This is a genomic window from Micromonospora parathelypteridis (assembly GCF_014201145.1).
Classification (GTDB): domain Bacteria; phylum Actinomycetota; class Actinomycetes; order Mycobacteriales; family Micromonosporaceae; genus Micromonospora; species Micromonospora parathelypteridis.
The window spans coordinates 3554254-3580214 of record NZ_JACHDP010000001.1 but is presented as its reverse complement, the minus strand read 5'-3'; the positions used below and the strand labels follow the sequence as shown (position 1 = coordinate 3580214).

Genomic DNA, 25961 nt, shown 5'->3' with positions numbered 1-25961 from the left:
GACAACCCGGGCTTCTCCCTGTTCAACGCGACCACCAGGGCCGTCGGCGGCAACCGGGCCCTAGGCTGTCTGCCATGACCGACCAGCGCGGCGGAGTCGTCGACGAGTCCTGTGTCCTCACCGAGGGGCCGTGGACGCACCGCTTCGTTGGCGCCAACGGCACCCGGTTCCATGTGGTCGAGGCCGGCACCGGGCCGATGGTGCTCTTCCTGCACGGCTTCCCGGAGCACTGGTGGGCGTGGCACCAGATGCTGCCGGCGGTCGCCGACGCCGGCTTCCGGGCGGTCGCCGTCGACCTGCGCGGGTATGGCGCCAGCGACAAACCACCCCGGGGGTACGACGGCTACACCCTCGCCGCCGACATCGCCGGGTTGATCCGGGCCCTCGGTGAACGGTCCACGACGATCGTCGGCGGCGGCGCCGGCGGCATGGTGGGCTGGACGGTGGCCTCGTTCCACCCGGCCCTGGTCCGCCGGCTCGTCGTGCTGGGGGCGCCACACCCGCTGCGGCTACGCGCCGGCATCTTCGCCGACCCGCGCGGGCAGTTCGCCGCCTCCACCCCTGCGCTGAAGTTCCAGCTACCCCGCTACGAGCACGTCCTGACCCGGGACGGCGCGGCGGCCGTCGCGGAGATCCTGCGCCGCTGGGGCGGCCCACGGTGGGTGGCCGGGCCGGACTTCGAGGCGTACGCCGAGCGGTGCCGGGAGGCGATGTGCATTCCGCAGGCCGCGTTCTGCGCGATGGAGGGGTACCGCTGGGCGTTCCGTTCGCTGCTGCGGTTGCACGGCTACCGGTTCGTCCGCCTGATGCAGAAGCCGCTGACCACCCCGACCCTGCAACTGCACGGCGCTCTGGACGTCGCGTCGCTGCCGCGTACCGCCCTGGGCTCCGGCCGCTACGTCGTCGCCCCGTACGAGTGGCGGCTGCTCGACGGGGTGGGGCACTTCCCGCACCTGGAGGCACCGGAGTTGGTGCTCGGCGAGATCCTGCGCTGGGCGAAGAGCTAGCCGCTCAGACCCGCTGCTCCCGTAGGTCGGTGACCTCGGAGGCCGGCGCCCAACCCTGGTAGACGCCGAAGTCGAAGACCTCCAGCCGCATCGCCTCGGCCACCGGCCAGCGGCCACCGGTGTATTCCACCCGCAGCCAGGCGTCGTGCTCGCCGAGCACGATGAATGGCTGGCCCTGCCAGGTGCAGGTGGTCCGCACGTACGCCAGATCTTCGATCTCACTCGCCGGCAGCACGCGGACGTAGCGGCCCGCGCGGACCTCCTCGAAGCCCTCGCCCGGCTCGGGCTGGTAGAGGCGGATGTCGTCGCCATCCGGGCTGGCCTGGTATTCCCGGCCCTGCCAGCGGGCCACGTAACCGTCGCGCATCACGCCTCACCGACCCGTCGCCAGACCACCGCGTCGGTGTCCAGTTCCGCGACCACCCGCTCGGTGCCGTCCGCGCCGATCCGCCACAACTGCGTGCCGTGCGGAAGGCGCGCGCTGTCCACCTTGAACTCCGCCACCACGTCGCTGCTCTCCCCCGGGGCGAAGCCGTTGCCCCGGAACGGCGGCCGCTCGATGACCCAGCCCTCCATGGCCCGCATCGCCGGCTCGTTCTGACCGCCGTAGGGGATCCGGTAGAGGCTCGGCCGGTGCGCCGGCCAGCGCAGCACGTAGATCTCCTCGGCGTCGCGGGCGAACGGCGACCCGGGGTAGCTGAGGCCGAGCGCGTCGTGCACCTGAGCCGGCGTGGTCAGGTGGGCCAGCTCACCGGCCCGGTGCACGAAGCCGGAGACCCGGTCGTATCCCCGGTCCAGGTAGTAGGCGAGTTGGCTGGGCGCGATCGCCTTCTGCATGACCGTCGGGCGGGTCGGGTCGACCGCCGCTGGGGCGTACCGGGGGCGGGCGGTGGGCTCCGCCACGGCCGGAGCTTCCTCCGGGTCCACCTCCAGGTCGTCACCGAGCCCCACCTCGGCGGCCCAGTTCGCCAACGCGACGATCTGCTCCCCGGGCAACTTCGCACCGACCGGAGTGCCCGGGTTGACGGCGAACGACCAGTCCTCGTCCGGCCAACGCCGGATCAGTTGGGCGAACTTCACCCGGACCGTGTCGACCTCGCCCTCGACGTGGTCGGCGAGGCGTTCCGGCGACGTGTAGACCACGACGTACGTCTCGTCGTCGAGCTGCGCCGTACGCCAGACGAAGCCCGAGTCACCGGGGCGGCTCCCCCGCACCGAGTCCGGTGCCGCCGGCAGCAGCACCCGGGCCAGCAACAGGGTGGACAGGAAGGTGTCCGTGCTGCCGGCACCGGCAGCGCCGAGCAGGTCTTCCTCGACGGTGTTGGCCGGAACGAACTCGACCGGTGCCGGTTGGTCAGCGGGCGGGCGCTGCCCGTCGCCGTCCGCGATCGTGCTCTCGCCGCTGACGGTCTGATCCGAGCCGGTCGCGCCGACCGACGAACCGCCGAGGTCGGCGCGATCGCCACCGACCGGGCTGCCATCGCGGTGATCGGTGTCCACACCACCCAGGCCGACGCCGCCCACGCTGCCGCCGCTCAAGCCGGCGGCCGGGTGGCCGGTCTCCGCCGGGCCCGTGGAGGGCGGAGCGGATGGGCCAGGATCGGGCCGACTGGGGCTGAACGACGCGGGACCGGACCGGCTGGGACTGAAAGACGACGGACTGAACAGGCCCGGGCCGGAGTGGGCCGAACCGAACGACGGCGGGGCGGCCTCGGCGGGGCGGGGCGGCGGGGTCGCGTCGAACGGACCGCTTGCCTCGACCGGGTCGGTGAGGTCGCGGGACTCGATGATGGTGCCCTCGATGACGATGGGCGTGAAGCCGCGGCGCGGCGCGGGCGGGCCGGAGACCGGTTCCGCGACGGACGGCGACAGCTCCTCCACCGGCCCGAACCGGCTCGGCGGGATCGCCTGGGTCTCGTCCGCCGGAGGGCTGGGCCGCTGCGCGGCCCTCATCGGCGGCGGCTCGCCCGTCATCCGGAAGGCGCGGGTGGGCTCGTCTGCCACCGGACCGGGCCGGCGCGGAGGCAAGGGCTGGGTGACTTCCTCGCCGGATACCGGCGCGCGTAACCCTCGGGACGCACCGAGGTCGCCTGCCGGCTGCCGCAACGGGCGGGTGGCGTCCGGATCCGCCATCGGAAAGGCCCGTGTCGCGGTCTCCTCGGCCGGCGCGTCGGCCGGGCGGCGGCGGGGGAAGGGCTGGCTGCCCCGACCGAATCGGGTTGGTGGGGCCGCGCGGTCACCGGATCGGCCCGCGCTCGACGTCGGGTCGGACACCCGGTCCCGGGCGGGGGTGGGGTCGAAGAAGGAGCGCCGAGCGGCCTGGGGCCCGCCGTTGCCGTTGCTCGCGGCCGGGCCGTCGACGTCGCCCGGCCGATTCGCTGCCGGCCAGCCCATGCCCGGGCCCGGTTGATCTGCCGGGCCGACACCGGGACGGTCGGCGGGCGTCAATGGTGCGAACCGGGACGGCCGGCCGGTGCGGGGCAGTGTGCCGGGGCCTGACGCGCCGGGTCGGGCCGGGTCGCTCGGGTACCGCTGACCGGCGGCGGGCAGATCCTCCTCGCCGGGTCGGCGCGACGGCTCAGTGGGGCCGGGCATCCGGGGGGCCGGGCCGGGCGCCGGCGGCGCGCCCGCCGCCCGGGGCATCGCACCCCGCGCGGCCCTCCGGGGTGGGATCGGAGCGGGTGGGATCGAAGCAGGTGGGATCGAAGCGGGCGGGACGGGGGGAGGCGGGGTCGGAGCGAGCCCGGGCGGCGCCGCACCCGTCGCGGGAGGCGATCCAGCGGCTGGCCCGGCGTCCCGGCCGGACGTGCCGGTCCGGGTGCGGGCCAGGGTCTCCGCCCTCTCCAGGCGGGCGCGGGCGCCCATGGCGCGGCCGGGCAGTCGCACGTCGCCCCGGGAGAGTTGAGACACGAACCAGGCCGGTAGGTAGCCCTCGACCGGCAGACCCGGGTTGACGGCGAGCCACCACTCCTGGTTGGGCCAGCCGACCGCGAGGTCCGCGAAGGGGATGCGGCGGTTGCTTCCGGGGTGCTCGCCGAGGCAGGCCCGCAGTGCGGAGGCGGACGTGAAAGCCAGCACGTGGGTCCGGCCACCGGTGGTCCAGGTGCCCCAGCCCGCCGGTGTCTGGCCGGGCTGCGCCGGCGCGGAGACCGGCAGCAACAGGTCGCTGCGGGACAGGAGGCGGAAGTAGAGCTCCTGGTCGTTGGCGCGCAGCGCGTCGCGCATCGCCACCTCGGCCTCCGTGGCCGGCTCCCATTCGGTCACGGCCACCTCTCCTTCCGAGAACAGGCCACAGGTATCGCGTACAACCTACAAGGTGGTACCAAGATCACAATGGCTGGCCGTCAGCGGTCTGCCGGGGCGCGGGCGAGGCGATAACATCCCGTCCCGGAGCCGACACGATACGGAGGCTGTCGATGTCTCGATCGATCACGCGCCCGGTCCTTGCAGGTCTCGCCGCCAGCCTGCTGACCGTACCGGCCCTCCCGACCGTCGCCGCCACCGCCAGGGTCCGGACGGCACCGGCGTGCGCCACGCCACTCGCCCCCGTCCAACCGGTCACGGCCGCGCCGTGGCCACAGCAACGGTACGACCCCGCCCGGCTCGCGCCGCTGGCCACAGGTGCCGGGGTGACCGTCGCGGTGGTCGACTCCGGGGTGGATCGGGTGCACCCTCAGCTGGCCGGGCGCGTGCTGGCCGGCACCGACCTGCTCGACCCTGGCGGCGACGGCAGTCAGGACTGCGCCGGACACGGCACCGGTGTGGCGAGCATCATCGCGGCGGCACCCCAGCCCGGAGTCGCCTTCCGCGGCCTGGCGCCAGGTGCCCGGATCATGCCGGTGCGGGTGAGTGAGCAGCAGGTGGTGCAGGGGCGGGAGTCGGGGCGTACGGTCAGCGCCGGCGAGTTCGCCCGGGCCATCCGGTGGGCCGTCGACCACGACGCCGACGTGGTGAACCTGTCCGTGGTGCTGTACGCGGACGACCCGGAAGTCCGATCGGCCGTGCGGTACGCCGTCGAACGGGACGTGGTGCTCGTGGCCGCCGCTGGCAACCTGCACGACAGCGGGGACCCCCAACCGTTTCCCGCCAGCTATGACGGGGTGCTCGGTGTGGGGGCGATCGGGGCGGACGGTGGGCGGGCGACCTTCTCGCAGACCGGCTCGTACGTCGATCTGGTCGCCCCGGGCAGCGAGGTGCTGGCCGCGGCACCCAGGGCAGGCCATCATCAGGTCGAGGGCACCAGTTACGCGGCACCCTTCGTGGCCGCTACCGCTGCGTTGCTGCGCGAGTACCGGCCCGAGTTGAGCGCTGCCCAGGTGGCGGAACGCATCATCGCCACCGCCGATCCAGCTCCCGGCGCCGGACACGGCAGTGGGTACGGCGCCGGCGTGCTGAACCCGTACCGCGCGGTCACCGAGACCAGCGGCGGCCGCCCGGCCGACCCGCAGCCGGTCGCCGTGCTCGCCGACGACCGGGCCGACCCGGCGCTGCGCGCCCGCCAGGCCCGCCGAGCGACCGCACGGGACCGGGCCCTGCTGGTCGGTGCGGTGGTCGGCATGACCGCGGCCACCGTGACGCTGCTCGCCCTGGTGTTGCCTCGTGGTGCCCGCCGACGCTGGCGCCCGGCCGACCCGGCCTGACCCTGCGAGCGGACCGCCCCGACCCCTGAACCGCAGCGGCCGGAGCGCTGACTCGGACACGGTCAGCGCTCCCGGCTCACCGCGGTCACTGGAACAGCCCGGTGTTCTTCTTCTCGGTGTCCAGGTAGTCGGTAGCGGAGTCGTTAACCGCCAACTTGATGTCACGCAGCATCGCCTGAAGGTCCTGCGAGGCAGCCCGCCACCGCGCCTGCCGCTGCTCGTAGGCCTGCCGCGCCTCACCCGTCCAACTCGCCACCAACGGGGCCGCATCTCGTTCGAGTTGGCCGAGCTGCGAGTCGAGTGTGTTCAGCGCCTTCTGGATGTCCGCGCCGGCCTGCTGAAGCGCGGCGAAGTTGACGACCAGCACACCGTGGTCCATCGGATTCCCCTCCCGAGCGGGATCAGAGCGGCAGTTGGATGCCGCCGCGGTTGGTGCCGGCCACCCGGCTGGCCACGTCGTCGTCGGACACGTCGTACTGCCGGCCGGCGGTGCGGATCGCGCCGGCGGTCTCCCGCAGCGCCCGGTGCAGCGCCGCCTGGTCCTGTGACCACTGCTGCTTGACCTGCTCGAACGACCGGCCACCGGCACCACGCCAGGCCTGCTGCAACACCTGCAGCTCGGCCAGCAGGCCGGTCAGCATGGACTGCAACGACTGGTCCACCTGCTCGAACTTCGCGGCGGTCTGCTGCATCACCGCGGCTTCTGCCTGGGTCTGGGACACCCCCACGTCACCTCGTCTCCTCGCTCGCACCTTGGCCGTCGACGCGCCCACTCTGGGGACGCGTCGTTCGCTTGGCCCGGTCGTCGAGCACTGGTAGACGCGGGTCAGCGACGGACTTCGTGGCTGACGGTAGCGGCCTCGTAGCGGTTCTGCTACCCCCCGCGCATCCCCTGTGGACAACCACGGCAGCCATCGGTCGCTTACGATGTGCGGCAGCCACGTCGCGGCGTGTGACGGGCCGCCTGGGCGGCCGGCCGCCGACACGGTCCCCACAGGTCGAGGAGGCACGGTGCCGGCGATCACCACCGGAGGGCCGCACCCCTCGCTCCCGGCCGGGTCCGGGCCAGACGCCGTGTCGGGAGCAGTCGGGGCGGGCGAGCCGACCGGGTCGGGCAGCCCCGGCTCCGCCGGCCAGCGCACCCCTCGTCGCCGGCCGCCCGTCGCTCGCTGGGTCGCGCCGGGTCGACGGGCGGGCGCCGGAGTGCGGGCCGGCCAACTGGTCACCGCGCAGGTCGCCGTGGCGCTCGTCCTCACCGCCCTCGGCCGGCCCGCACCCGTCATCGCCGCCACCGCACTCGTTGCCGCGCTGCTGGTGATGGTCGCCGGGGTCCGACTGCGGGGCCGATGGCTCTTCGAGTGGCTGGGCACCGCGGTCGGGCACCTGACCCGACGTCGGGCGCTGGCCGGGCCGGCCGGAGCGGCGGAACTGCTCGACCTGGTCGCCCCGGGCACCGTCGTACGGTCGACGGAGCTGACCGGCGGGCCGGCGGCTGTCCTGGAGGACACCGCGGGCATGGTGGCGCTACTGGAGCTTGGCGACCCCGGCGACCTGCTCGGTGACGTGTCCCGGGCGATTCCCGCGCCCTCCGCGTTGCTACCCCCGGCCGGGCCGGACGTGCCGCCGCTGCGGGTGCAACTGCTGCTCGCCGGGGCGCCGGCACCGGTGCCGGCCGCGGGCGGCACGGTCGGCACGTCGTACCGGCAACTCACCGACGGGCGGCTCGCCGGGCACGAGCGGGCGGTGGTGGCGGTCCGGGTGCTGCGGGTGGACGGGTGGTCCGAGGAAGACCTGCGCCGCGTACTCGCCGGCACGGTACGCCGTATCGTCCGCCGGCTCGGCTCGCTGACCGCGCGGCCACTCGGCGTGCCCGCGGCGCTGCGCGTCCTGGGCGAGTTGGCCCACCACGACGGCCATCCGGTCCGGGAGTCCTGGCCGGCGCTCCGGACCGGCACCCTGTTCCAGGCCACCTTCCGGCTGATCCACTGGCCGGACGCGGGTGGTACGGGTGGACGGCGGCTGGTGCCCCGGCTGCTTGCGCTGCCGGCGACCGCGACGACGGTGTCGATCACCGCGGGTCCGGCACCGATCACCGGGGCCAGCGGAGTGCCGACCGAGCTGACCGTACGCGTGGCCGCCGAGACGGCGACCGGGCTGGCCGCAGCCGCCGAGGCGCTGAATCGTCTGGTGACCGACCTGGGCGGGGAGCTGCAACGGCTCGACGGCACACACCTGTTCGGGCTGGCCGCCACGCTGCCGTTGGCGCTGACCGCACCCGGGGCGCAGCCCCGTCCCGCAGTCGAGGACTGGGAGTTGACGCTGGGCGACGCGGGATTGATGGTCGGCACGAACCGGCACGGCAGAGCCGTCACCGTGCGACTGTTCCGGCCGGAGAGCACTCGGGTGCTGCTGGTCGGCGGAGTGCGCGCCGGCCAGTTGGTGGCCCTGCGCGCCTTGGCCCTCGGTGCCCTGGTGGTGGTGCAGACCGCTCGACCGCGCGCCTGGGAGCCGTTCGTTCGCGGGGTGGGGGTGGGCGCGCCGGGCGGGATGATCCCGCTGATCCCACCCGGTCGGCCGGTCGCCGACGGAGTGGGCACCGCGCTGCGTCCGTTGCTGCTGGTCGTCGACGCCGGGCCGGTGCCGGCCGAGGCCGAGCCGGGCCCGCCCTGGCGGGCGACCCTGGTGGTGCGGGACGAGCTGACCCCGGCGGACGTGGACGCGTTGAGCCGAGCCGACCTGGCGTTGCTGCAACCGCTGAACGCGGCCGAGGCCGCGCTGGCCGGCGCGGCGCTGGGGCTGGGCGGCTCGGCCGAGTGGCTGACCCGGATCCGGGACGACATGGTCGCCGTGGTCAACCGGCGGGCCCTGCGCTGGGCGCTGCTCACTCCCACCCCGATCGAGTCGCAACTGATCGGGCGGCCAGCGCGGGGGTGATCCACCAGGATCGCCGTCCGCCGGGTTACGTCGGTGCCAGGTCCGTGGCACGATCCCGCCATGGATTTTCTGAAAGGTCTGCTGATTCGGCTGGCCAGCACGGCGTTGGCCTTCTGGCTGTCCACATTCCTCATTCCAGGCATCCACCTGGAGTCCAACTCCGCCGTCGAGACGGTGACCACGCTGCTCCTGGTGGCGGTGATCTTCGGCGTGGTCAACGCGGTTCTCCAGCCGATCATCAAGACCGTCGGCTGCGGCTTCTACCTGCTGACCCTCGGTCTCATCGCGCTGGTGGTGAACGGGCTGCTGTTCCTGCTCACCAGCTGGATCGCCGACCAGGTCGGGCTGCCGTTCAGTGTGGATGGTTTCTGGCCGGCCGCCGTGTTCGGCGCGCTCTTCGTGAGCATCGTGACCTGGATCCTCGGCGCCGTCCTCGACCGGGACTGACCGTCCACCGGCCAGCACAAACTGGCCCGCCCGGGGCTCCGACCAAGGCCGGGGCCCCGGCGGGCCGATGACCAGAGTTCGGGAATTGGTCAGTGCGGGAGTCCATCCCGACGGTTAGCGTCGCGGGGTGTTCTCGCTGACGCGCACCGACGGCCATCTGCTCAGCACCGATCCCGCCCGGCTCGACCTGGACCTGGTGCACCTCTGGTTGTCCACCGACGCGTACTGGGCACTCGGCCGGGACCGGGAGACCGTCGCGCGGGCGTTCGCCGGTTCGCTGCCGTTCGGCGTCTACCGGCCCGGGGACGGCCGCCAGGTGGCGGTTGCCCGGGTCGTCACCGACGGCGCCAGCTTCGCGTGGCTCTGCGACGTGTACGTCGACCGCGCCTCCCGGGGTAGCGGACTGGGCGGGTGGCTGGCCGGCGCGGTCCGCGACCACCTGGCCGAGCTGGGCGTACGCCGGATCCTGCTCTGCACCAACGACGCACACCAGGTGTACGCGCGCGTGGGCTTCACGCCCCTGGACGTACCGGAGCGGTGGATGCAGCTCGACCAGCGCCCGCCGGTGACCCCGGTCACCGGAAAGGAGTAAAGCGCCGGCATGCCCCTTACGGTGGAGGCGTGACGTCACTCCGCCTGGGATACCTCTACGGGCTCGGCGCGTACCTGCTCTGGGGTTTCTTTCCGCTCTACCTCAAGCTGTTGCGGCCGGCTGGCCCGCTGGAGATCCTGGCCCACCGCATCGTCTGGTCAGTGATCTTCGTGGCCCTGCTGCTGGCCGCGCTGCGCAACGTCGGCTTCCTGCGGGCCCTGCTGCGACGCCCCTGGACGGTGGCCGGGATCGTCGTCGCCGCCGCGTTGATCGCCGTCAACTGGGGCGCCTACATCTACGGGGTCAACTCCGACCGGGTGGTGGAGACGGCGCTCGGCTACTTCATCAACCCGCTGGTCGTGGTGCTGCTCGGGGTGACGGTGCTGCGGGAGCGGCTACGTCCGGCACAGTGGGCGGCATTGGGAATCGGCGCGTCGGCGGTCGTGGTGCTCACCGTGGACTACGGCCGGCTGCCCTGGTTGGCGTTGACTCTGGCGTTCAGTTTCGCCGGCTACGGCCTGGTCAAGAAGCGGCTCGGGCTGCCGCCGGCGGAGGGGCTCTTCGTCGAGTCGGCGGTGCTGGCACTACCGGCGCTGGGTTACCTGGCCTGGCTGACCAGTCGTGCCGAATCCACCTTCGGGCACGTCTCGGCCGGGCACACCGCGCTGCTGGTGCTGGCCGGTGCGGCCACCGCGATCCCGCTGCTCCTGTTCGCCGGGGCGACCAACCGGCTGCCCCTGAGCAGCCTCGGCATGATCCAGTATCTGGCGCCGATCCTTCAGCTCGGTTGCGGCGTGCTGATCTTCCACGAGCCGATGCCTCCGGCCCGCCTCGCCGGCTTCGCGCTGGTCTGGCTCGCCCTCGTCGTCTTCACCGCCGACGCCGTCCGCAACGCCCGCCATTCCCGCCGAACCCAAGCCCCCAAACAACCAGCCCTAATCCCCTAACCCGCCCCCGACCCCACCCTGGTCCGCCGCGATCTTGCAGTTACTGTCGCCGATATCGGCGCTATGCCCCTTATGGCAGGACAGAAAGTGCAAGATCGCGAGGAAAAGAGGGACGGGGTCAGGGGACGGCGTAGGTCAGGATGGGGGTGCCGTCGGCTCGTTGGAGTTCCACGCTGACCAGCTCTGCGTCGGTGAACCTCGTGGCACCGGTGAACTGGAGTGCGTCGCCCGGTGCGGCCAGCCAGGAACCGATCTGCTCGCTGGCGCCGTTCGGGCCGCGAGCCACCAGCCGGAACGGGTACGCCTTGCCGTAGCTCGTCCGCGCGTCGTACCCGCAGCGCATGGTCACCTCGGTGCCCCACTCGGTGCCGGTGAGTCCGATGTCGGCGTGCACCGGCCCTTCGGCCGACGCCGGGCGCATGGCGACCATCGACACCTGCGGCGCAGGCGTGCTGCCCTGCGCCCCCGGAGGGCCGGACGGGCCGGTGGGCCCGGGCAGCACCACGGCGGCGCCCACGCCGACCATCAGGGCCAGCCCGGCGGCGGCCAGCGTGGTCAGCGCGTACCGGCGCCGGTCCGCGGCGCGTTCCCGACGCCGGCGACGCCGGGCCTCCTCCAGCAGCGCCGGCACCCGGGGTGGGGCTGGCGGCGGCAGGATCTGCTCCAAACCTGCCGGATCGAGACGCCCGAGCAACCCGGGCAGGACGGCGATCTCGGCGACCGCCTCCCGGCACGAGTCGCAGCCGCCAAGGTGCCGCTCGTAGGCCGCCCGATCGGCGGGGGCCAGGGCACCCAGCACGTACGCGCCATCGTCGTGCGCGAACTCGCACCGGGTCATCCCGTCACTCCCATCTCAGCCAGGACCAACCGTAGAGACCGCAGCGCGTAGTGGGTGCGGGACTTCACGGTCCCTGGTGGTACGCCCAGGCGGGACGCCGCCTCGGCCACCGACCGCCCCTGGTAGAAGCACTCCACCAGCACTTCCCGGTGGGTCGGACTGAGCCGGTTCAGCGCCTCGGCGACGGTCCACGCCTCCACCGCCCGCTCGGCCTCGTCGATCACCTCGGGCGGTTCGGGCAGGTCGTCGGTGAACACCTCGCCGACCCGGGTGGACCGCCGCCGCCAGGCGTCGATGGCCAGGTTGCGGGCGGTGGTGAAGAGCCAGGACCGTACCGAGCCGCGTCGTGGGTCCAGTGACTCCGGGTGTCGCCAGGCCCGCAGCAGTGTCTCCTGCACCAGGTCCTCGGCTCGCTGCCGGTCCCCGTTCACCAGCCGCAGGGCATGGGCGTACAGCGCCTCCGCGTGCTCGTCGTGCAGCGCGCGCAGCAGTTGGGCGTCGTGGTCGCTGATGGCGGTCTCCTCGCTTCCGGCGCGCGTCCGGCGGTGCGTCCGCTCAGAAATACGTGCAGTCACGCCGATCAGTTCAGCCCGAGGTCAGACCGGTTGGGTGGTGTGTCATCGGCAGAGGTGTTCACGCACGGTTCAGATCGTGGCCGACGAGCGCTCACCACGTCCTCCTAGCGTCCGCCTGGTACGCCGCCTGTCGTGCCACCGACTTTTCTGGAGGCCTCTCCCATGAGCGACCGTCCCCGGCTGCTCCCCCTGTTGACCGGCAACCGTCACGGCACCCGTGACGCCATGACCTGCCTGTACCGCTGCGGAAACGCCTGTGACCACCCGGTCCCGAACAACTCCGACAACGCGTACTTCGGAGACGTGGTGAACGCGGAGGTCTCGCGGCGCGGCGTGGTCCGGGCCGGCGCGGTCGGCGCGTTGGTCCTCGGCTTCGGCGGCGCGGCAGCCGGCGCGCTGGCCGGGGCGGCCCCCGCCATGGCGGCCCCCACCACCCCGGACGTCCCGGAGGCCTTCGGTTTCGGTCGTCCCAGCACCGGTGTCGGCAACGGCGCGCTCACCTTCAAGCCGATCCCGCCGAACAAGCTGGACACCCTGGTCGTTCCGAACGGCTACGACCACGCCGTGGTGATCAAGTGGGGTGACCCGGTGCTGCCGGGCGCGCCGGAGTTCAACCTGCACCACCAGACCGCTGCGGCGCAGTCCAAGCAGTTCGGTTACAACAACGACTTCGTGGGCGTGCTGCCGCTGGACAAGCAGGGCAAGCGGGCGCTGCTCGTGGTCAACCACGAGTACACCAACGAAGACCTGATGTTCCCCGGCTTCCCCGGCCTGGACGGGCTCTCCGTGGAGCAGCTGCGCACCGCCATGGCCGCGCACGGCATGTCCGTGGTCGAGTTGGAGCGGGTCGCGGGCACCGGGCAGTGGAAGCCGGTCGACAACGGCCGCCGGCCGTACAACCGGCGGGTCACCGCGCTCAGCACCAAGTTCGACCTGACCGGCCCGGCCGCTGGCTCGGCCTGGCTGAAGACCGCCGCCGACCCCAAGGGTCGTACGGTCGTCGGCACGCTGAACAACTGCGCCGGTGGCGTGACCCCGTGGGGCACTGTGCTCTCCGGCGAGGAGAACTTCAACCAGTACTTCGTCGGTGCGGACGCCGCCCCGGCCGAGCTGAAGCCGAAGCTGGACCGGTACGGCATCAGCACCGCCAGCCGCTACCCCAGCGGCAGCCGCAAGTGGGAGCGTGCCGACGAGCGCTTCGATCTGGCCAGGCACCCCAACGAGGCGCACCGGTTCGGTTGGATCGTCGAGATCGACCCGTTCGACCCGGAGAGCCGCCCGCGTAAGCACACCGCGATGGGCCGGTTCAAGCACGAGGGCGCGAACGTGATCGTCGCGAAGGACGGTCACGTGGTCGCGTACATGGGCGACGACGAGCGGTTCGACTACCTCTACAAGTTCGTCTCGGACAAGAAGTTCATGAAGGGCAACTCCTGGGCTGCCCGCAAGCACAACCTGACCCTGCTGGAGTCCGGCACGCTCTACGTGGCGAAGCTCGACCAGACCAGCGCCGCCGAGATCGACGGCTCGGGCAAGCTCCCCACCGATGGCGCGTTCAACGGCCGCGGTCGCTGGATCAAGCTGGTCAGCGGCAACCGGTCGTTCGTCGACGGGATGACCACCGCGGACGTGCTCACCTTCACCCGGCTCGCCGGCGACAAGGTCGGCGCGACCAAGATGGACCGCCCCGAGGACGTCGAGCCGAGCCTGCTCACCGGCAAGGTGTACGTGGCACTGACCAACAACACCGACCGTGGCAAGGCCGACAAGGCAGCCGCCGACGAGGCCAACCCGCGCAACGCCAACAAGCACGGGCAGATCCTGGAGCTGGTCGAGGATCGCAACGACAACGCCGCCGAGACCTTCGCCTGGTCACTGCCGATCGTCTGCGGCGACCCGACCGACTCGTCGACCTTCTTCGCCGGGTACGACAAGACCAAGGTCTCCCCGATCTCCTGCCCGGACAACGTCGCCTTCGACGCCACCGGCAACCTGTGGATCTCCACCGACGGCAACGCGCTGGGCAGCAACGACGGCTTGTTCGCCACCGCTCTGGAGGGCCCGGAGCGGGGTCACCTCAAGCAGTTCCTGACCGTGCCGCTCGGAGCGGAGACCTGCGGGCCGTTCATCACCGGCGACAACCGCTCGGTCTTCGTCGCGGTACAGCACCCGGGTGAGATCACCGGCGCCTCGGTGGAGAACCCGGCCTCGAACTGGCCCGACGGCGACTACGCCAAGCCGGGCGTGGTGGTCACCTGGCGCCTCGACGGCGGCCCGGTGGGGAGCTGACGTTACCCCTGCGGCCGGCAGGTCGCTGACGTTACTCAGGCGGTCCGGCGCTGGACCGCCACGAGAGGCCCTCTCCCAGCCTGGGAGAGGGCCTCTCGGTGTTGGTGCGGTCAGGTGTCGGCGGCGATGCCGTCGGCGACGCTGCGGGCCACGGTGAGCAGCTTGGCTCGTACCACCCGGGCGGAGGTCATCATCTCGCTGGCCGGCAAGGCGCAGGCCAGCACGACGCGGCGTTCCATGTCCTTGTCCGGCGCGACGAGCACCGCCGCGCAGGCCACCCCCTGGCGGAACTGCCCCATCTCCAACTGCATGCCGCGCCGGTCACCGGCGGCCAGGTCGGCCTCGAACGTTTCAGTGGTCGTCAGCGTGGCCGTGGTGAATGGGCGCATGCCGTACTCCCGCAGATAGCGGTGGCGCTGGTCCGCGGTGAGAGTGGCGAGCAGCGACTTGCCGAGGGCGGTCGCGTGCGCCCCCTCGTCGAAGCCGGGGACCAGGTCCTCCAGGTACGGCGAGCGGTGCCCCTCCGCAACCGCCGTGAGGGCCACCTGACCGCCGACGAAGCGACCAAGGTAGTGGCTGTAGCCGGTGTCCAGAGCAGCCCGCCGCAGCGTCTCACCGACCGCTGGAGGGCCCCGGAACGCGGTCACCAGCTCCCGGTAGCGGTCGGCCACCTCCAGCCCCACGATGTACGTGCCGTCCTCGCGACGGATCACGTAGCCCTCGTAGGCGAGCGTGCGGACCAGGTGGTAGGTGGTGGCCACGGTCAACTCGCACCGCCGGGCGATCTGCTTGACGGTCAGGCCCTTCGGGGCGCGACCGACCGACTCCAGCACCCGCAGCGCTCGGGACACGCTGCGGATCAGGTCCGAAGGTTCTGCCAAGGGGTCGCGCACAACCACCTCCGCCGCCGGGGACTTACACCATATGAAAAACAGGCCCGGTGCGAAATGCCTGTTCGGGTGGAGGATGCCAGATCACCATCCACAGGATGTGCCCCACCGGTCACGATGAGTGCTCTGAGCAGGGTTCGCGTAAGTTTGCCGGACGATGACCAACACCGTCCCAACCCCCGAGTCGACCATCGCCCGGCCCCGGCCGATCAAGGCGAGCGCCAGCGCAGTCGCCACCACCGTGGCCTGCGTACTGCCCGTCTTCCTGCTCGGTGGTCTCGCCGTGCAGATGGGCGCGGACCTGAGCTTCTCCCCGGCCGGCCTGGGTTTGGCCGTGGCCGTCTACTTCGGGGTCAGCGCGCTGGCCTCGGTGCCCTCCGGCCGCCTGGTCGAGCGGTACGGGCCGGCCCTGATGGCCCGCTGCGGCATCGTGCTGGCCGCCGGGTCGATGCTGGCCGTGGCCGCTCTCGCCCGGTCGTACCCGGTGCTGGTCGGGTTGCTGGCGCTCAGCGCGACGGCGAACGCGCTCGGCCAGTTGGCCAGCAACACCGCGCTGGCCCAGCACGTGCCGGCCCGACGACAGGGGCTCTCGTTCGGCATCAAGCAGGCCGCCATTCCGGTCTCCACCCTGCTGGCCGGCGTGGCGGTGCCCACCATCGCGCTCACCGTCGGCTGGCGCTGGGCGTTCGTGGCCGCCGCCGTCGCCGCGTTGACGACGCTGCCCGCCGTACCCCGGCAGTTGCCCGGCCTGGCGCGGCGGGCTGGCGCCTCGCGCGCGGGTCGGGCGACGACGGCGTTGGTGGTGATCGGCGCGGCGGCGACGCTGGCCTCAGCCGCCGCCAACGCGCTGGGCACCTTCCTGGTGGACTCCGCCGCGGCGCGGGGGCTGTCGCCGGGCCTCGCCGGCCTCACCCTGACCCTGGGCAGCGCGGTCTGCGTGGCGGCCCGGGTGGGTGCTGGCTGGTTGGCCGATCGCCGCGACACCGGTCACGTCGCCCTCATCGCCGCGATGCTGGTCGTCGGCGCGGCCGGCCTGGGCCTGCTCGCGTTGACCGGCCCGGTGCCGCTGATGGTCGGCGTGGTGCTCGGCTTCGGCCTGGGCTGGGCCTGGCCCGGCCTGATGAACTTCGCCGTGGTCCGGCTCCACCCACAGTCACCGGCCGCCGCCACCTCGATCACCCAGACCGGGGTGTACGCGGGCGGCTGTCTCGGCCCGCTGAGCCTCGGCCCACTCGCGGCCCACCTCGGCTACCCCGCCATGTGGACCACCGCAGCGGTGGCGATGCTGCTCGCCGCCGCCCTCATGCTCGTCGGCAGCCGCCTGTTGACCCGCGTATCCGCCGGCGCGAGCCAGGGCGTGGATCAGCTGGTGCGGTCGGCGATGTAGTCGCAGAGCGATTCGAGAGCCTGGCGGGACGGACCCTGCGGCAGCGGGGCCAGGCGTGCGCGGGCGTCCTCGGCGTAACTGCGAACGGTCTCCCGGGCCCGCTTGAGCGCCGGGCTCTCCCGGAGCAGCCCCAACGCCTCCGCGTGCAGGGCGTCGTCGGTCAGCGGGCCGGTCGCCAGGATCTCCCGCAGACGCATCGAGGACGCGTCGGAGTCGTCCGCCGCGCGGGCGTAGAGCACCGGCAGCGTCGGGACACCCTCGCGCAGGTCCGTGCCGGGCGTCTTGCCCGACTGCACCGACTCGGAGGCGATGTCCAGCAGATCGTCGGAGAGCTGGAAGGCGACGCCGATCGTCTCGCCGTACCCGGCGAGGGCCTCGACGTGCTCCACCGGGGCGCCACCGAACATGCCGCCGAAGCGGGCCGACGTGGCGATCAGCGAGCCGGTCTTCTCCGCGATCACGTTCAGGTAGTGGGCCACCGGGTCGTCGCCGGCGCGCGGACCCACGGTCTCCGCGATCTGGCCGTGCACCAGCCGGGCGAAGGTGCGCGCCTGCAACCGGACCGCTTCGGGGCCCAGATCGGCGGCGATGTCCGCCGCACGGGCGAAGAGGTAGTCGCCGACCAGGATGGCGACCGAGTTGGTCCAGCGGGAGTTCGCGCTCGGCGCGCCCCGGCGGACGGCAGCCTCGTCCATCACGTCGTCGTGGTAGAGGGTGGCGAGGTGCGTGAGCTCCATCACCACGGCGGCCGGGACCACCTGCGGGCCGCTGGGGTCACCGAACTGGGCGCCGAGCGCCACCAGCAGCGGCCGGAAGCGCTTCCCGCCGGCCTCGACGAGGTGCCGGGCAGCCTCGGTGACGAACGGGTCGGCGCTGGCCACACTGGCCCGCAGCTCGACCTCGACCGTGTCCAGCACACCCAGCACGGACGCCTCGACGCGAGGATCGACGAGGTTGAGACCGACCGCGCCAAACTGACTCGTGCTCGCCCGACCCCGTCGACCGCCGGAGCCGGAGGCACCTGAACGCTCGCCCGCCGGATTCACCACGCTATCAACCATGCCACATGCGTTCGACCTGCTCCGGGCCGGGGATACGCACTGGGGGCCGGCACGTGAACACGTGCCGACCCCCAGTGATCGAACCCTCGGTCAACGAACGAATTCGGCAGCTCCGGTGGCCAGATCGAGCAGCGGTGCCGGGGCGACGCCCAGCACCAGAGTGGCCAGCACACCGATCATCAGCGCGGCGGCGGTGAGCCCACCGGGCACCGTGACGGTCGGGGTGGACTCGCCCGGCTCGGAGAGCCACATCATCACCACGACCCGCAGGTACGGGAACGCCAGCACCATGCTGGTCAGCACACCGGCGATCACCAGCCAGGCCTGACCACCGTCCAGCGCCGGCCCGAAGATGGCGAACTTGCTGGTGAAACCGCTGGTCAGCGGGATACCGGCGAACGCGAGCAGGATGAAGGTGAACAGCCCGGCGAAGAACGGCGACCGTCGGCCCAGCCCGGCCCAGCGGGACAGGTGGGTGGCCTCCCCGTCGGCGTCGCGCACCAGGGTCACCACCGCGAACGCGGCCAGCACCGAGAAGCCGTACGCGACCAGGTAGAACATCGTGCCGGAGAGCCCGTCACGGCTCGGTGCCAGCACACCGACCAGCAGGTAGCCGGCGTTGGCGATCGAGGAGTACGCGAGCAGCCGCTTGATGTCGGTCTGGGTGACCGCCAGCACCGCACCGACCAGCATGGTCAGCACCGCCACCGCGCCGAGCACCGGCGTGAAGTCCCAGGCTGCATCGGCGAACGCGACGTGGAAGACCCGCAGCAGCGCACCGAACGCGGCGACCTTGGTGCAGGCCGCCATGAAGCCGGTGACCGGCGTCGGCGCACCCTGGTAGACGTCCGGGGTCCAGACGTGGAACGGTGCCGCCGCGGCCTTGAAGAGCAGGCCGATGGCGAGCAGCGCCATGCCGGCGAAGAGCAGCACCTGGCTGGCCGGAGACTCGCTCACCGCCGCGTTGATGGTGGCGAAGTCGACGCCGGCCGTACGGCCCGGAATGCCGGCGGTGAAGCCGTAGATCAGGGCCACGCCGAACAGGAAGAACGCGGAGGCGTACGCGCCGAGCAGGAAGTACTTCATCGCCGCCTCCTGGCTCAGCAGGCGCCGGCGACGGGCCAGCGCGCAGAGCAGGTAGAGCGGCAGGGAGAAGACCTCCAGCGCGATGAACATGGTCAGCAGGTCGTTCGCCGCCACGAAGATCAGCATGCCGCCGATCGCGAACGTGATGAGCGGGTAGACCTCGGTGAGGCCGTTGCGCCCCTCGGCCTGTCGCCGGTCGTCGGCCGACTCGGCGGTCACCGCGGCCTGGGCGACGAACGCCCCGCCCCGCTCGACCGAGCGGTCACCGATCAGCAGCAGCGCCATCGCGGCCAGCACCAGGATCGCGCCCTGGAGGAACAGCGTCGGCCCGTCCACCGCGATGGCCTGGCCGGCGGTGATCATCCGCTCGTCGGCGTTGAGGACCACCATGGTCAGCGCCGCGAGCACCGCCAGCAGAGCCAGCGTCAACTGCACCACGTGCCGCCAGCGCCGAGGCACGAAGGCCTCGACCAGCACACCGAGCAAGGCGGTGCCCAGCATGATCAGGATTGGAGAGAGCGCCGCGTAGTCGATCGACGGCAGGTTCAGCTCGGTCACGGGGCCAGCCTTTCGTTCGCGGCTGCGGGGCTCGCAAGCTCACTCCTCGCGCTCACCGGCCTGCCTCCTGGACGGTGCCCCCAACGGACGGGGCCGGGTCGGTTCTGCCGATGTCGTCCATGGTCGCCTGGACGGCCGGGTTGATCACGTCAGTGACCGGCTTGGGGAAGAAGCCGAGCAGCACGATCAGTGCGATCAACGGGGCGACCACGATCTTCTCGCGCAGGTTGAGGTCCCGGCGCATGCCGTCGACCTCGGTCAACGCCGGGTTGAGCGTGCCCTGCGTGGTGCGCTGCACCATCCACAGCACGTACGCGGCGGCCAGGATGATGCCGAGCGTGGCGATGACGGCCACCGGCTTGTTCACCGTGAAGGTGCCGATCAGCACCAGGAACTCGGAGATGAACGGCGCGGTCCCCGGCAGCGCGAGCGAGGCGAGACCGGCGAAGAAGAGCACCCCGGCGAGCACCGGGACCAACTTGCCGGCGCCACCGAAGTCACTGATCAGCGCCGAGCCCCGCCGGGAGATCAACATGCCGACCACCAGGAACAGCAGGCCGGTCGCCAGGCCGTGGTTGAGCATGTAGAGCACCGCACCGGTGCCGGCCTGCGTGGTGAACGCGAAGATGCCCACCCCGATGAAACCGAAGTGCGCGATCGAGGTGTACGACACCAGCCGCTTGAGGTCGTTCTGACCGACCGCCAGCAGCGCGGCGTAGACGATGCCGATCACGCCCAGCGCCAGCGCCCACGGTGCGAACCACTTCGACGCCTCGGGGAACAGCGGCAGGCAGTAGCGCAGGATCCCGAACGTTCCCACCTTGTCGAGCACACCGACGAGCAGTGCCGCGGCACCCGCCGGGGCCGCGCCACCGGCATCGGGGAGCCAGGTGTGGAACGGGAAGAACGGTGCCTTGATGGCGAACGCGAGGAAGAAGCCGAGGAACAGCCAACGCTCGGTGCCGGTGCTGATGTCGACCTGCGACAGCGCCTGCCAGTCGAAGGTCTTTCCGCCGACCACCCACAGCCCGATCACCGCGGCCAGCATGAACAGGCCGCCGACGAGGGAGTAGAGGAAGAACTTCACTGCCGCGTACTGCCGCTGGTGGCCGCCGTAGCTGCCGATGAGGAAGTACATCGGGACCAGCATGACCTCGAAGAACACGTAGAACAGGAAGACGTCGGCGGCGGCGAAGACGCCGATCATCGTGCACTCGAGGACCAGCAGCAGCGCGAAGTAGACGGGCACCGAACGCTTCGACGACTCCGCGTCGTGCCAGGACGCCAGGATCACCAGCGGCACCAGCACCGCGATCAGCATCAGCATCACCAGCGCGATGCCGTCGGCGGCGAAGGTGAAGCTGACGCCCCAGTTCGGGATCCACGAGTACGACTCGCGGAACTGGAACCGGTCACCGCCGGCGTTGAAGCTGACCCACATCACCACCGAGAGCACCAGCACCAGCAGCGACCAGGCGAACGCCACCTGCTTGGCCAGGTCCGGCCGGCTTCGCGGCAGGAAGGCCACCACCAGGGCGCCCACCAGTGGCGCCACGGTGAGCACCGAGAGGAACGGGAAGTTGGACATTATGCGGCCTTACCTCCGTCGTCACTGCGTGGTCCGCCGGCGCGGGCGGCCGGAAAGAGGTCGATCACGCCAACCACCCCGCCTGCACCGCCAGGAACGCCGCCATCACCAGCAGCGCGCCGGCCAGGATCGAGGTGGCGTACGAGCGGACGAAGCCGGTCTGCAACCGCCGGAGCCGACCAGAGCCACCGCCGACCGCGGCGGCTAGCCCGTTGACGAGCCCGTCGATGCCCCGGTTGTCGAGGTAGACCAGCGCCCGGGTGAGGAAGATGCCCGGCTTCTCGAAGACCGCCTCGTTGACCGCGTCGGTGTAGAGGTTGCGCCGGGCGGCGGTTACCAGCACCCCGGCCGGCTGCGGCGCGGTGGCCGTGCCAGCCCGGAACAGGAACCAGGCCAGCCCCGCGCCGAGCACCGTGACCAGCAGCGACAGGAACGTGATCACCTCGTGGGAGAGCACCCCGTGCGCCTCACCGGCGGCTTCCTCGCCGAGCACCGGGCTCAACCAGGAGGCGACCCCGCCGTTCAGGACCATCAGTCCGCCGGCCGCCACCGACCCGGCGGCCAGGAGGATCAGCGGGATGGTCATCAGCATCGGTGACTCGTGCGGGTGCTCGATGTCCTCGGTCCACCGCTTCGGACCGTGGAACGTGAGCACGAACAGCCTGGTCATGTAGAACGCGGTCAGCCCGGCGCCGAGCAGCGCGGCCCCGCCGTAGAGCCAGGCGGTCCAGTCCTCCCGCTCGAAGGCGCTCGCGATGATCGGCTCCTTCGAGAAGTAGCCGGAGAGCGGCGGGAGGCCGATGATCGCCAGCCAGCCCATCATGAAGGTCAGCCAGGTGATCTTCATGTGCTTCCAGAGGCCACCGAACCGCCGGATGTCCACCTGGTCCTTCATGCCGTGCATGACCGAGCCGGCGCCCAGGAACATGTTGGCCTTGAAGAACCCGTGTGCCAGCAGGTGGATGATCGCCAGCGCGTACGCGCCACCGCCCAGGCCGACGCCGAGGAACATGTAACCGATCTGGCTCACCGTCGACCAGGCGAGCACCCGCTTGATGTCGTCCTTCGCGGCGCCGATGATGCAGCCCATCAGCAGGGTGAGTGCGCCGACGCTGAGCACCACGAGTTGGAGCGTCGAGTTGGCGGAGAAGATCGGGTTGGACCGGGCGATCAGGTACACACCCGCCGTGACCATGGTGGCCGCGTGGATGAGCGCGGACACCGGGGTCGGGCCCTCCATCGCGTCCGGCAACCACGCCTGCAGCGGGAACTGACCGGACTTCCCGGCCGCGCCCAGCAGCAGCAACAGGCCGAGCACCAACACGGTGGTGCTCGTCATCGCGCCAACGCCGTTGAACACCTCGTCGTACTGGGTGGTGCCCAGAGTGGCGAACATGATGAAGATGCCGATGGCCAGGCCGGTGTCACCGACCCGGTTCATCAGGAACGCCTTCTTGCCGGCGGTGGCCGCGCTCGGCCGCCCGTACCAGAAGGAGATCAGCAGGTACGACGCCAGACCGACGCCCTCCCAGCCGAAGTAGAGCATCACGTAGTTGTTGCCCAGCACCAGCAGCAGCATCGCCGCGACGAACAGGTTGAAGTACGCGAAGAACCGGCGGCGGCCCGCATCGTGCGCCATGTACTCCACCGCGTACAGGTGGATCAGGAAGCCCACCCCGGTGATCAGCAGCACGAAGACCGCGGCCAGTGGGTCGAACAGCAGGCCGAAGTCGACGCGCAGGTCACCGACCGCGATGAAGTCCCAGAGGCTCAGCTCGACCGACTTGTTCTCCAGCCCACGCAACTGGAAGAAGAACGAGAGGCCGAGCACGAACGCGGCACCGATGGCGGCGACGCCCAACCAGTGCCCCCAGCGGTCGGCGCGCCGGCCGAGCAGCAGCAGGACGGCCGCGCTGAGCAGCGGGATCGCCACCAGCAGCCAGACGCTCCCGAGCAGCCCCGTGGCCTGGGCGTATTCCACAGTCTCTTCCACCGGTGGGCCCCTTAGTACTTGAGCAGGTTGGCGTCGTCGACACTCGCCGAGCGTCGCGTCCGGAAGATGGACATGATGATCGCGAGCCCGACCACGACCTCGGCCGCCGCCACCACCATCACGAAGAACGCCATGATCTGGCCGTTGAGGTCACCGTTGATCCGGCTGAAGGTGACCAGCGTCAGGTTGGCCGCGTTGAGCATCAGCTCCACGCACATGAACAGCACGATCGCGTTGCGCCGGATCAGCACGCCGGCCGCGCCGATGGTGAACAGCACCGCGGCGAGGACCAGGTAGTAGTTCGGCTCGACCGAGAAGAAGGAATCCATCAGTTGTTCGTCCCCTTCAGCGAGGTCTCCTCGGCGGTCAGCTCGCGCTGCGGAAGGATCGCCGGGGTGCTGCGGTCGGTCAGGCGGCCGTCGGGCAACCGGGCCGGGGTGGCCACCGAGGAGGAGGTCGCGAAGACGCCCGGGCCCGGCTTCGGGCCGGGGTAGTTGCCCGGGGCGAAGCGAGCCCGCATGGTCGACGGCTGGTCGATCTTGTCCTGCTTACGCCGCTCGACGTGAGCCAGCACCATGGCGCCAACCGCCGCGGTGATCAGCAGCGCCGAGGTCAGCTCGAACGCGAAGACGTACTTGGTGAACAGCAGCCGGGCGATGCCCTGCACGTTCCCCTCCGCGTTGACCTGCTCCAGGCCGACCGCGGTGGTCTTCCCCAGCGCCTGGAAGACGCCAGTGCCGACGAGGCCGGCGAAGCCCAGGCCGAGCACGATCGCGGCGACCCGCTGGCCGCGCAGCGTCTCGATCAGCGAGTCCGTGGAGTCCCGGCCGACAAGCATCAGCACGAAGAGGAACAGCATCATGATCGCGCCGGTGTAGACGATGATCTGCACCATGCCGATGAACGGACCGGCCTGGAGCACGTAGAACACGCCCAGGCAGAGCATGGTCAGCACCAGCCAGAGCGCCGAGTGCACGGCGTTGCGCGCGGCCACCATCCCGATCCCGCCGACCAGCGCGAGCGGGGCCAGGATCCAGAAGGTGACCGCCTCGCCGCCGGACACCGAGCCCGCCGCGGCGAGGACCGTAGACGTGGTCATGCTCCCTCTCCCTTGCCGGCCGCCACGCGCTGGGCGGCCTGCTCGGCGCCCGGGAACGTCACCCCGGGGTGCTCCTCGACCTGGTAGCCGCCGGGGCTCATCGGGGACTTCTCCGCACCGGCGGAGGTCCCCGGGTTGTCCAGCGCGCCGACGTAGTAGTCCTTCTCGCTGTCACCCAGCCGCATCGGGTGCGGCGGCTGCTCCATGCCCTCGAGCAGCGGCGCGAGCAACTGCTCCTTGGTGAAGATCAGGTCCTGCCGGTTGTCCCGGGCCAACTCGTACTCGTTGCTCATGGTGAGCGACCGGGTCGGGCAGGCCTCGATGCACAGCCCGCAGAAGATGCACCGGGCATAGTTGATCTGGTAGATGCTGGCGTACCGCTCACCCGGCGAGAAGCGCTCCTCGTCGGTGTTGTCGCCACCCTCGACGTAGATCGCGTCCGCCGGGCAGGCCCACGCGCACAGCTCGCAGCCGATGCACTTCTCCAGGCCGTCCGGGTGCCGGTTGAGGATGTGCCGCCCGTGATAGCGCGGCGCCGACACCGGCGGCTTGAACGGGTAGTCGGTCGTGACGACCTTCCTGAACATGTGCGAGAAGGTGACACCGAATCCCTTGAACGTTCCGGTGATCGCGCCCACGTCACACCTCCCTGGAGTCCGAGCCGGCAACGATGTTGGCCGGCTCCCGCTCGGCGACCACGCGCGTGATACGCGGGCTCGGTGGTACCTGAAGATCCATCGGCGGCAGCGGGAAGCTCCCGTACGGCCGGTTGTCGACCTGTTCCTGTGCCGTCGGCTTCGGCTGCGGCCGGCGGCTGGGCCAGAACAGCGTGGCGATCAGCAGGAGGCCGGCCGGGATGCCGACGGCGATCACCTTGCCGCGGGTGTCCCAGTCCTCGATGGACCGGAGGCCCGACAGGACCAGGATCCAGACCAGGTTGATCGGCAGCAGCACCTTCCAGCCGAGGCGCATGAACTGGTCGTAGCGCAGCCGGGGCAGCGTGCCGCGCAGCCACACGAAGACGAAGACCAGCGCGATCACCTTGCCGAAGAACCAGAGCATCGGCCACCAACCGGAGTTGGCGCCCTCCCAGATGGTGATCGGCCACGGCGCTCGCCAACCACCGAGGAACAGCGTGGTGGTGACCGCGGACATCGTCACCATCGCGACGTACTCGCTGAGCATGAAGAGCGCGAACTTCAGCGAGCTGTATTCGGTCATGAAGCCCGCGACCAGCTCGGACTCGGCCTCGGGCAGGTCGAACGGCGCCCGGTTGGTCTCACCCACGGTGGCGATGAAGAAGATGACGAAGCTGGGCAGCAGCAGGATCGCGTACCAGCCCGGTGCCGGGATCTCCCAGCCGTTGATGGTCAGCCGCGTGGCGTCGCCCTGAGCGGCGACGATCCCGCTGGTGCTCATCGTGCCCGCCGTCATGAAGACCGCCACGATGCTCAGCCCCATGGCGACCTCGTAGGAGATCATCTGGGCACTCGACCGCAGACCGCCGAGGAGCGGGTACGTCGAGCCGGAGGCCCAACCGCCCAGCACGATGCCGTAGACGCCCATCGAGGAGCAGGCCAGCAGCAGCAGCACCGCCACCGGCACGTCGGTGACCTGCAACGGCGTGTGGTGGCCGAAGATGCTCACCATCGGGCCGAACGGCACCACCGACAGAGCGGTGACCGCGCAGATCACCGAGATGGTCGGCGCGAAGAAGTAGACGACCTTGTCGGCCGCCTTCGGCAGGATGTCCTCCTTGAAGGCCATCTTCAGGCCGTCGGCGAGGGTCTGCAGCAGACCGAAAGGACCGACCTGGTTGGGACCGGGCCGCACCTGCATGTAACCGACCACGCGCCGCTCGAACCAGACACCGAGCAGGGTGGCCAGCAGACCGAAGGCGAACGCGAAGACGATCTTGCCGAGAACCAGCCACCACGGATCCCGGCCGAAGTCGGCAAGCGTCGGATCCTGGGCCAGGATTGACGGAGTCACTGTGCCCGCCTTTCGTTCGCGACTGCGAGGCTCACTCG

23 protein-coding genes are annotated in these 25961 nt (G+C 71.2%); 8 read left to right on the top strand and 15 right to left on the bottom strand.

Translation table 11 applies throughout. The features are described from left to right. Positions 1 to 74 precede the first annotated feature (74 nt). Positions 75 to 1007 (top strand): alpha/beta fold hydrolase, encoded by a 933-nt coding sequence (locus tag HNR20_RS16145; RefSeq protein WP_184180732.1) that lies wholly within the window; start codon positions 75 to 77, stop codon positions 1005 to 1007. 4 nt (positions 1008 to 1011) lie between these two features. Here the strand turns inward: HNR20_RS16145 and HNR20_RS16140 are convergent, their stop codons facing one another. Beyond that, positions 1012 to 1377, bottom strand: a complete 366-nt coding sequence (locus HNR20_RS16140; RefSeq protein ID WP_184180730.1) for a UCP033725 family protein — start codon at positions 1375 to 1377, stop codon at positions 1012 to 1014. Then, positions 1374 to 4271, bottom strand: a complete 2898-nt coding sequence (locus HNR20_RS16135) for an SseB family protein (RefSeq protein ID WP_184180728.1) — start codon at positions 4269 to 4271, stop codon at positions 1374 to 1376. Before HNR20_RS16135 ends, HNR20_RS16140 begins: the two co-directional genes overlap by 4 nt. Positions 4272 to 4423: 152 nt before the next feature. Between HNR20_RS16135 and mycP the strand changes: the two genes are divergently transcribed. After that, complete coding sequence (gene mycP, locus HNR20_RS16130) at positions 4424 to 5647, top strand: type VII secretion-associated serine protease mycosin (RefSeq protein WP_184180726.1); 1224 nt, start codon at positions 4424 to 4426, stop codon at positions 5645 to 5647. Between the two features lie 85 nt (positions 5648 to 5732). Here the strand turns inward: mycP and HNR20_RS16125 are convergent, their stop codons facing one another. After that, entirely contained in the window at positions 5733 to 6026 is a 294-nt protein-coding gene (locus tag HNR20_RS16125; protein WP_184180724.1) for a WXG100 family type VII secretion target, read from the bottom strand. Between the two features lie 22 nt (positions 6027 to 6048). After that, positions 6049 to 6369, bottom strand: a complete 321-nt coding sequence (locus tag HNR20_RS16120) for a WXG100 family type VII secretion target (RefSeq protein WP_184180722.1) — start codon at positions 6367 to 6369, stop codon at positions 6049 to 6051. A gap of 289 nt (positions 6370 to 6658) precedes the next feature. On the opposite strand from HNR20_RS16120, the gene eccE reads away from it, so the two are divergent. From eccE to rarD, 4 genes are all read left to right on the top strand, one after another. Continuing rightward, complete coding sequence (gene eccE / locus HNR20_RS16115; RefSeq protein ID WP_229687017.1) at positions 6659 to 8581, top strand: type VII secretion protein EccE; 1923 nt, start codon at positions 6659 to 6661, stop codon at positions 8579 to 8581. A 60-nt stretch (positions 8582 to 8641) separates the two neighbouring features. After that, positions 8642 to 9028: a phage holin family protein gene (locus HNR20_RS16110; RefSeq protein WP_184180718.1), complete on the top strand. Its 387-nt coding sequence runs from the start codon at positions 8642 to 8644 to the stop codon at positions 9026 to 9028. Between the two features lie 127 nt (positions 9029 to 9155). Continuing rightward, positions 9156 to 9620, top strand: a complete 465-nt coding sequence (locus HNR20_RS16105; protein WP_184180716.1) for a GNAT family N-acetyltransferase — start codon at positions 9156 to 9158, stop codon at positions 9618 to 9620. A gap of 29 nt (positions 9621 to 9649) precedes the next feature. Next, positions 9650 to 10567, top strand: coding sequence for an EamA family transporter RarD (gene rarD, locus HNR20_RS16100; RefSeq protein WP_184180714.1), 918 nt, complete (start codon positions 9650 to 9652; stop codon positions 10565 to 10567). 118 nt (positions 10568 to 10685) lie between these two features. Here the strand turns inward: rarD and HNR20_RS16095 are convergent, their stop codons facing one another. Both HNR20_RS16095 and HNR20_RS16090 read right to left on the bottom strand, forming a co-directional pair. Continuing rightward, on the bottom strand, positions 10686 to 11405 hold the full coding sequence (locus HNR20_RS16095; RefSeq protein ID WP_184180712.1) for an anti-sigma factor family protein: 720 nt from the start codon (positions 11403 to 11405) through the stop codon (positions 10686 to 10688). After that, positions 11402 to 11917: a sigma-70 family RNA polymerase sigma factor gene (locus HNR20_RS16090; protein ID WP_051708644.1), complete on the bottom strand. Its 516-nt coding sequence runs from the start codon at positions 11915 to 11917 to the stop codon at positions 11402 to 11404. The genes HNR20_RS16095 and HNR20_RS16090 overlap by 4 nt, the downstream gene beginning before the upstream one ends. A 225-nt stretch (positions 11918 to 12142) precedes the next feature. Between HNR20_RS16090 and HNR20_RS16085 the strand changes: the two genes are divergently transcribed. After that, positions 12143 to 14269, top strand: a complete 2127-nt coding sequence (locus HNR20_RS16085; RefSeq protein WP_184180710.1) for a PhoX family protein — start codon at positions 12143 to 12145, stop codon at positions 14267 to 14269. 110 nt (positions 14270 to 14379) lie between these two features. On the opposite strand, the gene HNR20_RS16080 is transcribed toward HNR20_RS16085, so the two are convergent. Next, positions 14380 to 15162: an IclR family transcriptional regulator gene (locus HNR20_RS16080; protein ID WP_184180708.1), complete on the bottom strand. Its 783-nt coding sequence runs from the start codon at positions 15160 to 15162 to the stop codon at positions 14380 to 14382. Positions 15163 to 15316: 154 nt separating this feature from the next. On the opposite strand from HNR20_RS16080, the gene HNR20_RS16075 reads away from it, so the two are divergent. Further along, a complete protein-coding gene (locus HNR20_RS16075) occupies positions 15317 to 16546 on the top strand; it encodes an MFS transporter (protein ID WP_184180706.1) in 1230 nt (409 codons plus the stop codon). On the opposite strand, the gene HNR20_RS16070 is transcribed toward HNR20_RS16075, so the two are convergent. The 8 genes from HNR20_RS16070 to nuoH form a co-directional block, all read right to left on the bottom strand. Then, positions 16522 to 17607, bottom strand: coding sequence for a polyprenyl synthetase family protein (locus tag HNR20_RS16070; protein ID WP_184180704.1), 1086 nt, complete (start codon positions 17605 to 17607; stop codon positions 16522 to 16524). The genes HNR20_RS16075 and HNR20_RS16070 overlap by 25 nt on opposite strands. Positions 17608 to 17697: 90 nt before the next feature. Continuing rightward, complete coding sequence (gene nuoN / locus HNR20_RS16065; protein WP_184180702.1) at positions 17698 to 19251, bottom strand: NADH-quinone oxidoreductase subunit NuoN; 1554 nt, start codon at positions 19249 to 19251, stop codon at positions 17698 to 17700. A 52-nt stretch (positions 19252 to 19303) separates the two neighbouring features. Beyond that, positions 19304 to 20839 (bottom strand): NADH-quinone oxidoreductase subunit M, encoded by a 1536-nt coding sequence (locus HNR20_RS16060; protein WP_184180700.1) that lies wholly within the window; start codon positions 20837 to 20839, stop codon positions 19304 to 19306. A gap of 64 nt (positions 20840 to 20903) precedes the next feature. Next, positions 20904 to 22832 (bottom strand): NADH-quinone oxidoreductase subunit L, encoded by a 1929-nt coding sequence (nuoL, locus tag HNR20_RS16055; RefSeq protein WP_184180698.1) that lies wholly within the window; start codon positions 22830 to 22832, stop codon positions 20904 to 20906. 11 nt (positions 22833 to 22843) lie between these two features. Then, positions 22844 to 23161, bottom strand: coding sequence for an NADH-quinone oxidoreductase subunit NuoK (gene nuoK / locus HNR20_RS16050; protein ID WP_184180696.1), 318 nt, complete (start codon positions 23159 to 23161; stop codon positions 22844 to 22846). Further along, positions 23161 to 23931, bottom strand: a complete 771-nt coding sequence (locus tag HNR20_RS16045; protein ID WP_184180694.1) for an NADH-quinone oxidoreductase subunit J — start codon at positions 23929 to 23931, stop codon at positions 23161 to 23163. The genes nuoK and HNR20_RS16045 overlap by 1 nt, the downstream gene beginning before the upstream one ends. Then, positions 23928 to 24569, bottom strand: a complete 642-nt coding sequence (gene nuoI, locus HNR20_RS16040) for an NADH-quinone oxidoreductase subunit NuoI (protein WP_184180692.1) — start codon at positions 24567 to 24569, stop codon at positions 23928 to 23930. The genes HNR20_RS16045 and nuoI overlap by 4 nt, the downstream gene beginning before the upstream one ends. A 1-nt stretch (position 24570) precedes the next feature. After that, positions 24571 to 25923, bottom strand: a complete 1353-nt coding sequence (nuoH, locus tag HNR20_RS16035; protein WP_184180690.1) for an NADH-quinone oxidoreductase subunit NuoH — start codon at positions 25921 to 25923, stop codon at positions 24571 to 24573. Positions 25924 to 25961: the final 38 nt, after the last annotated feature.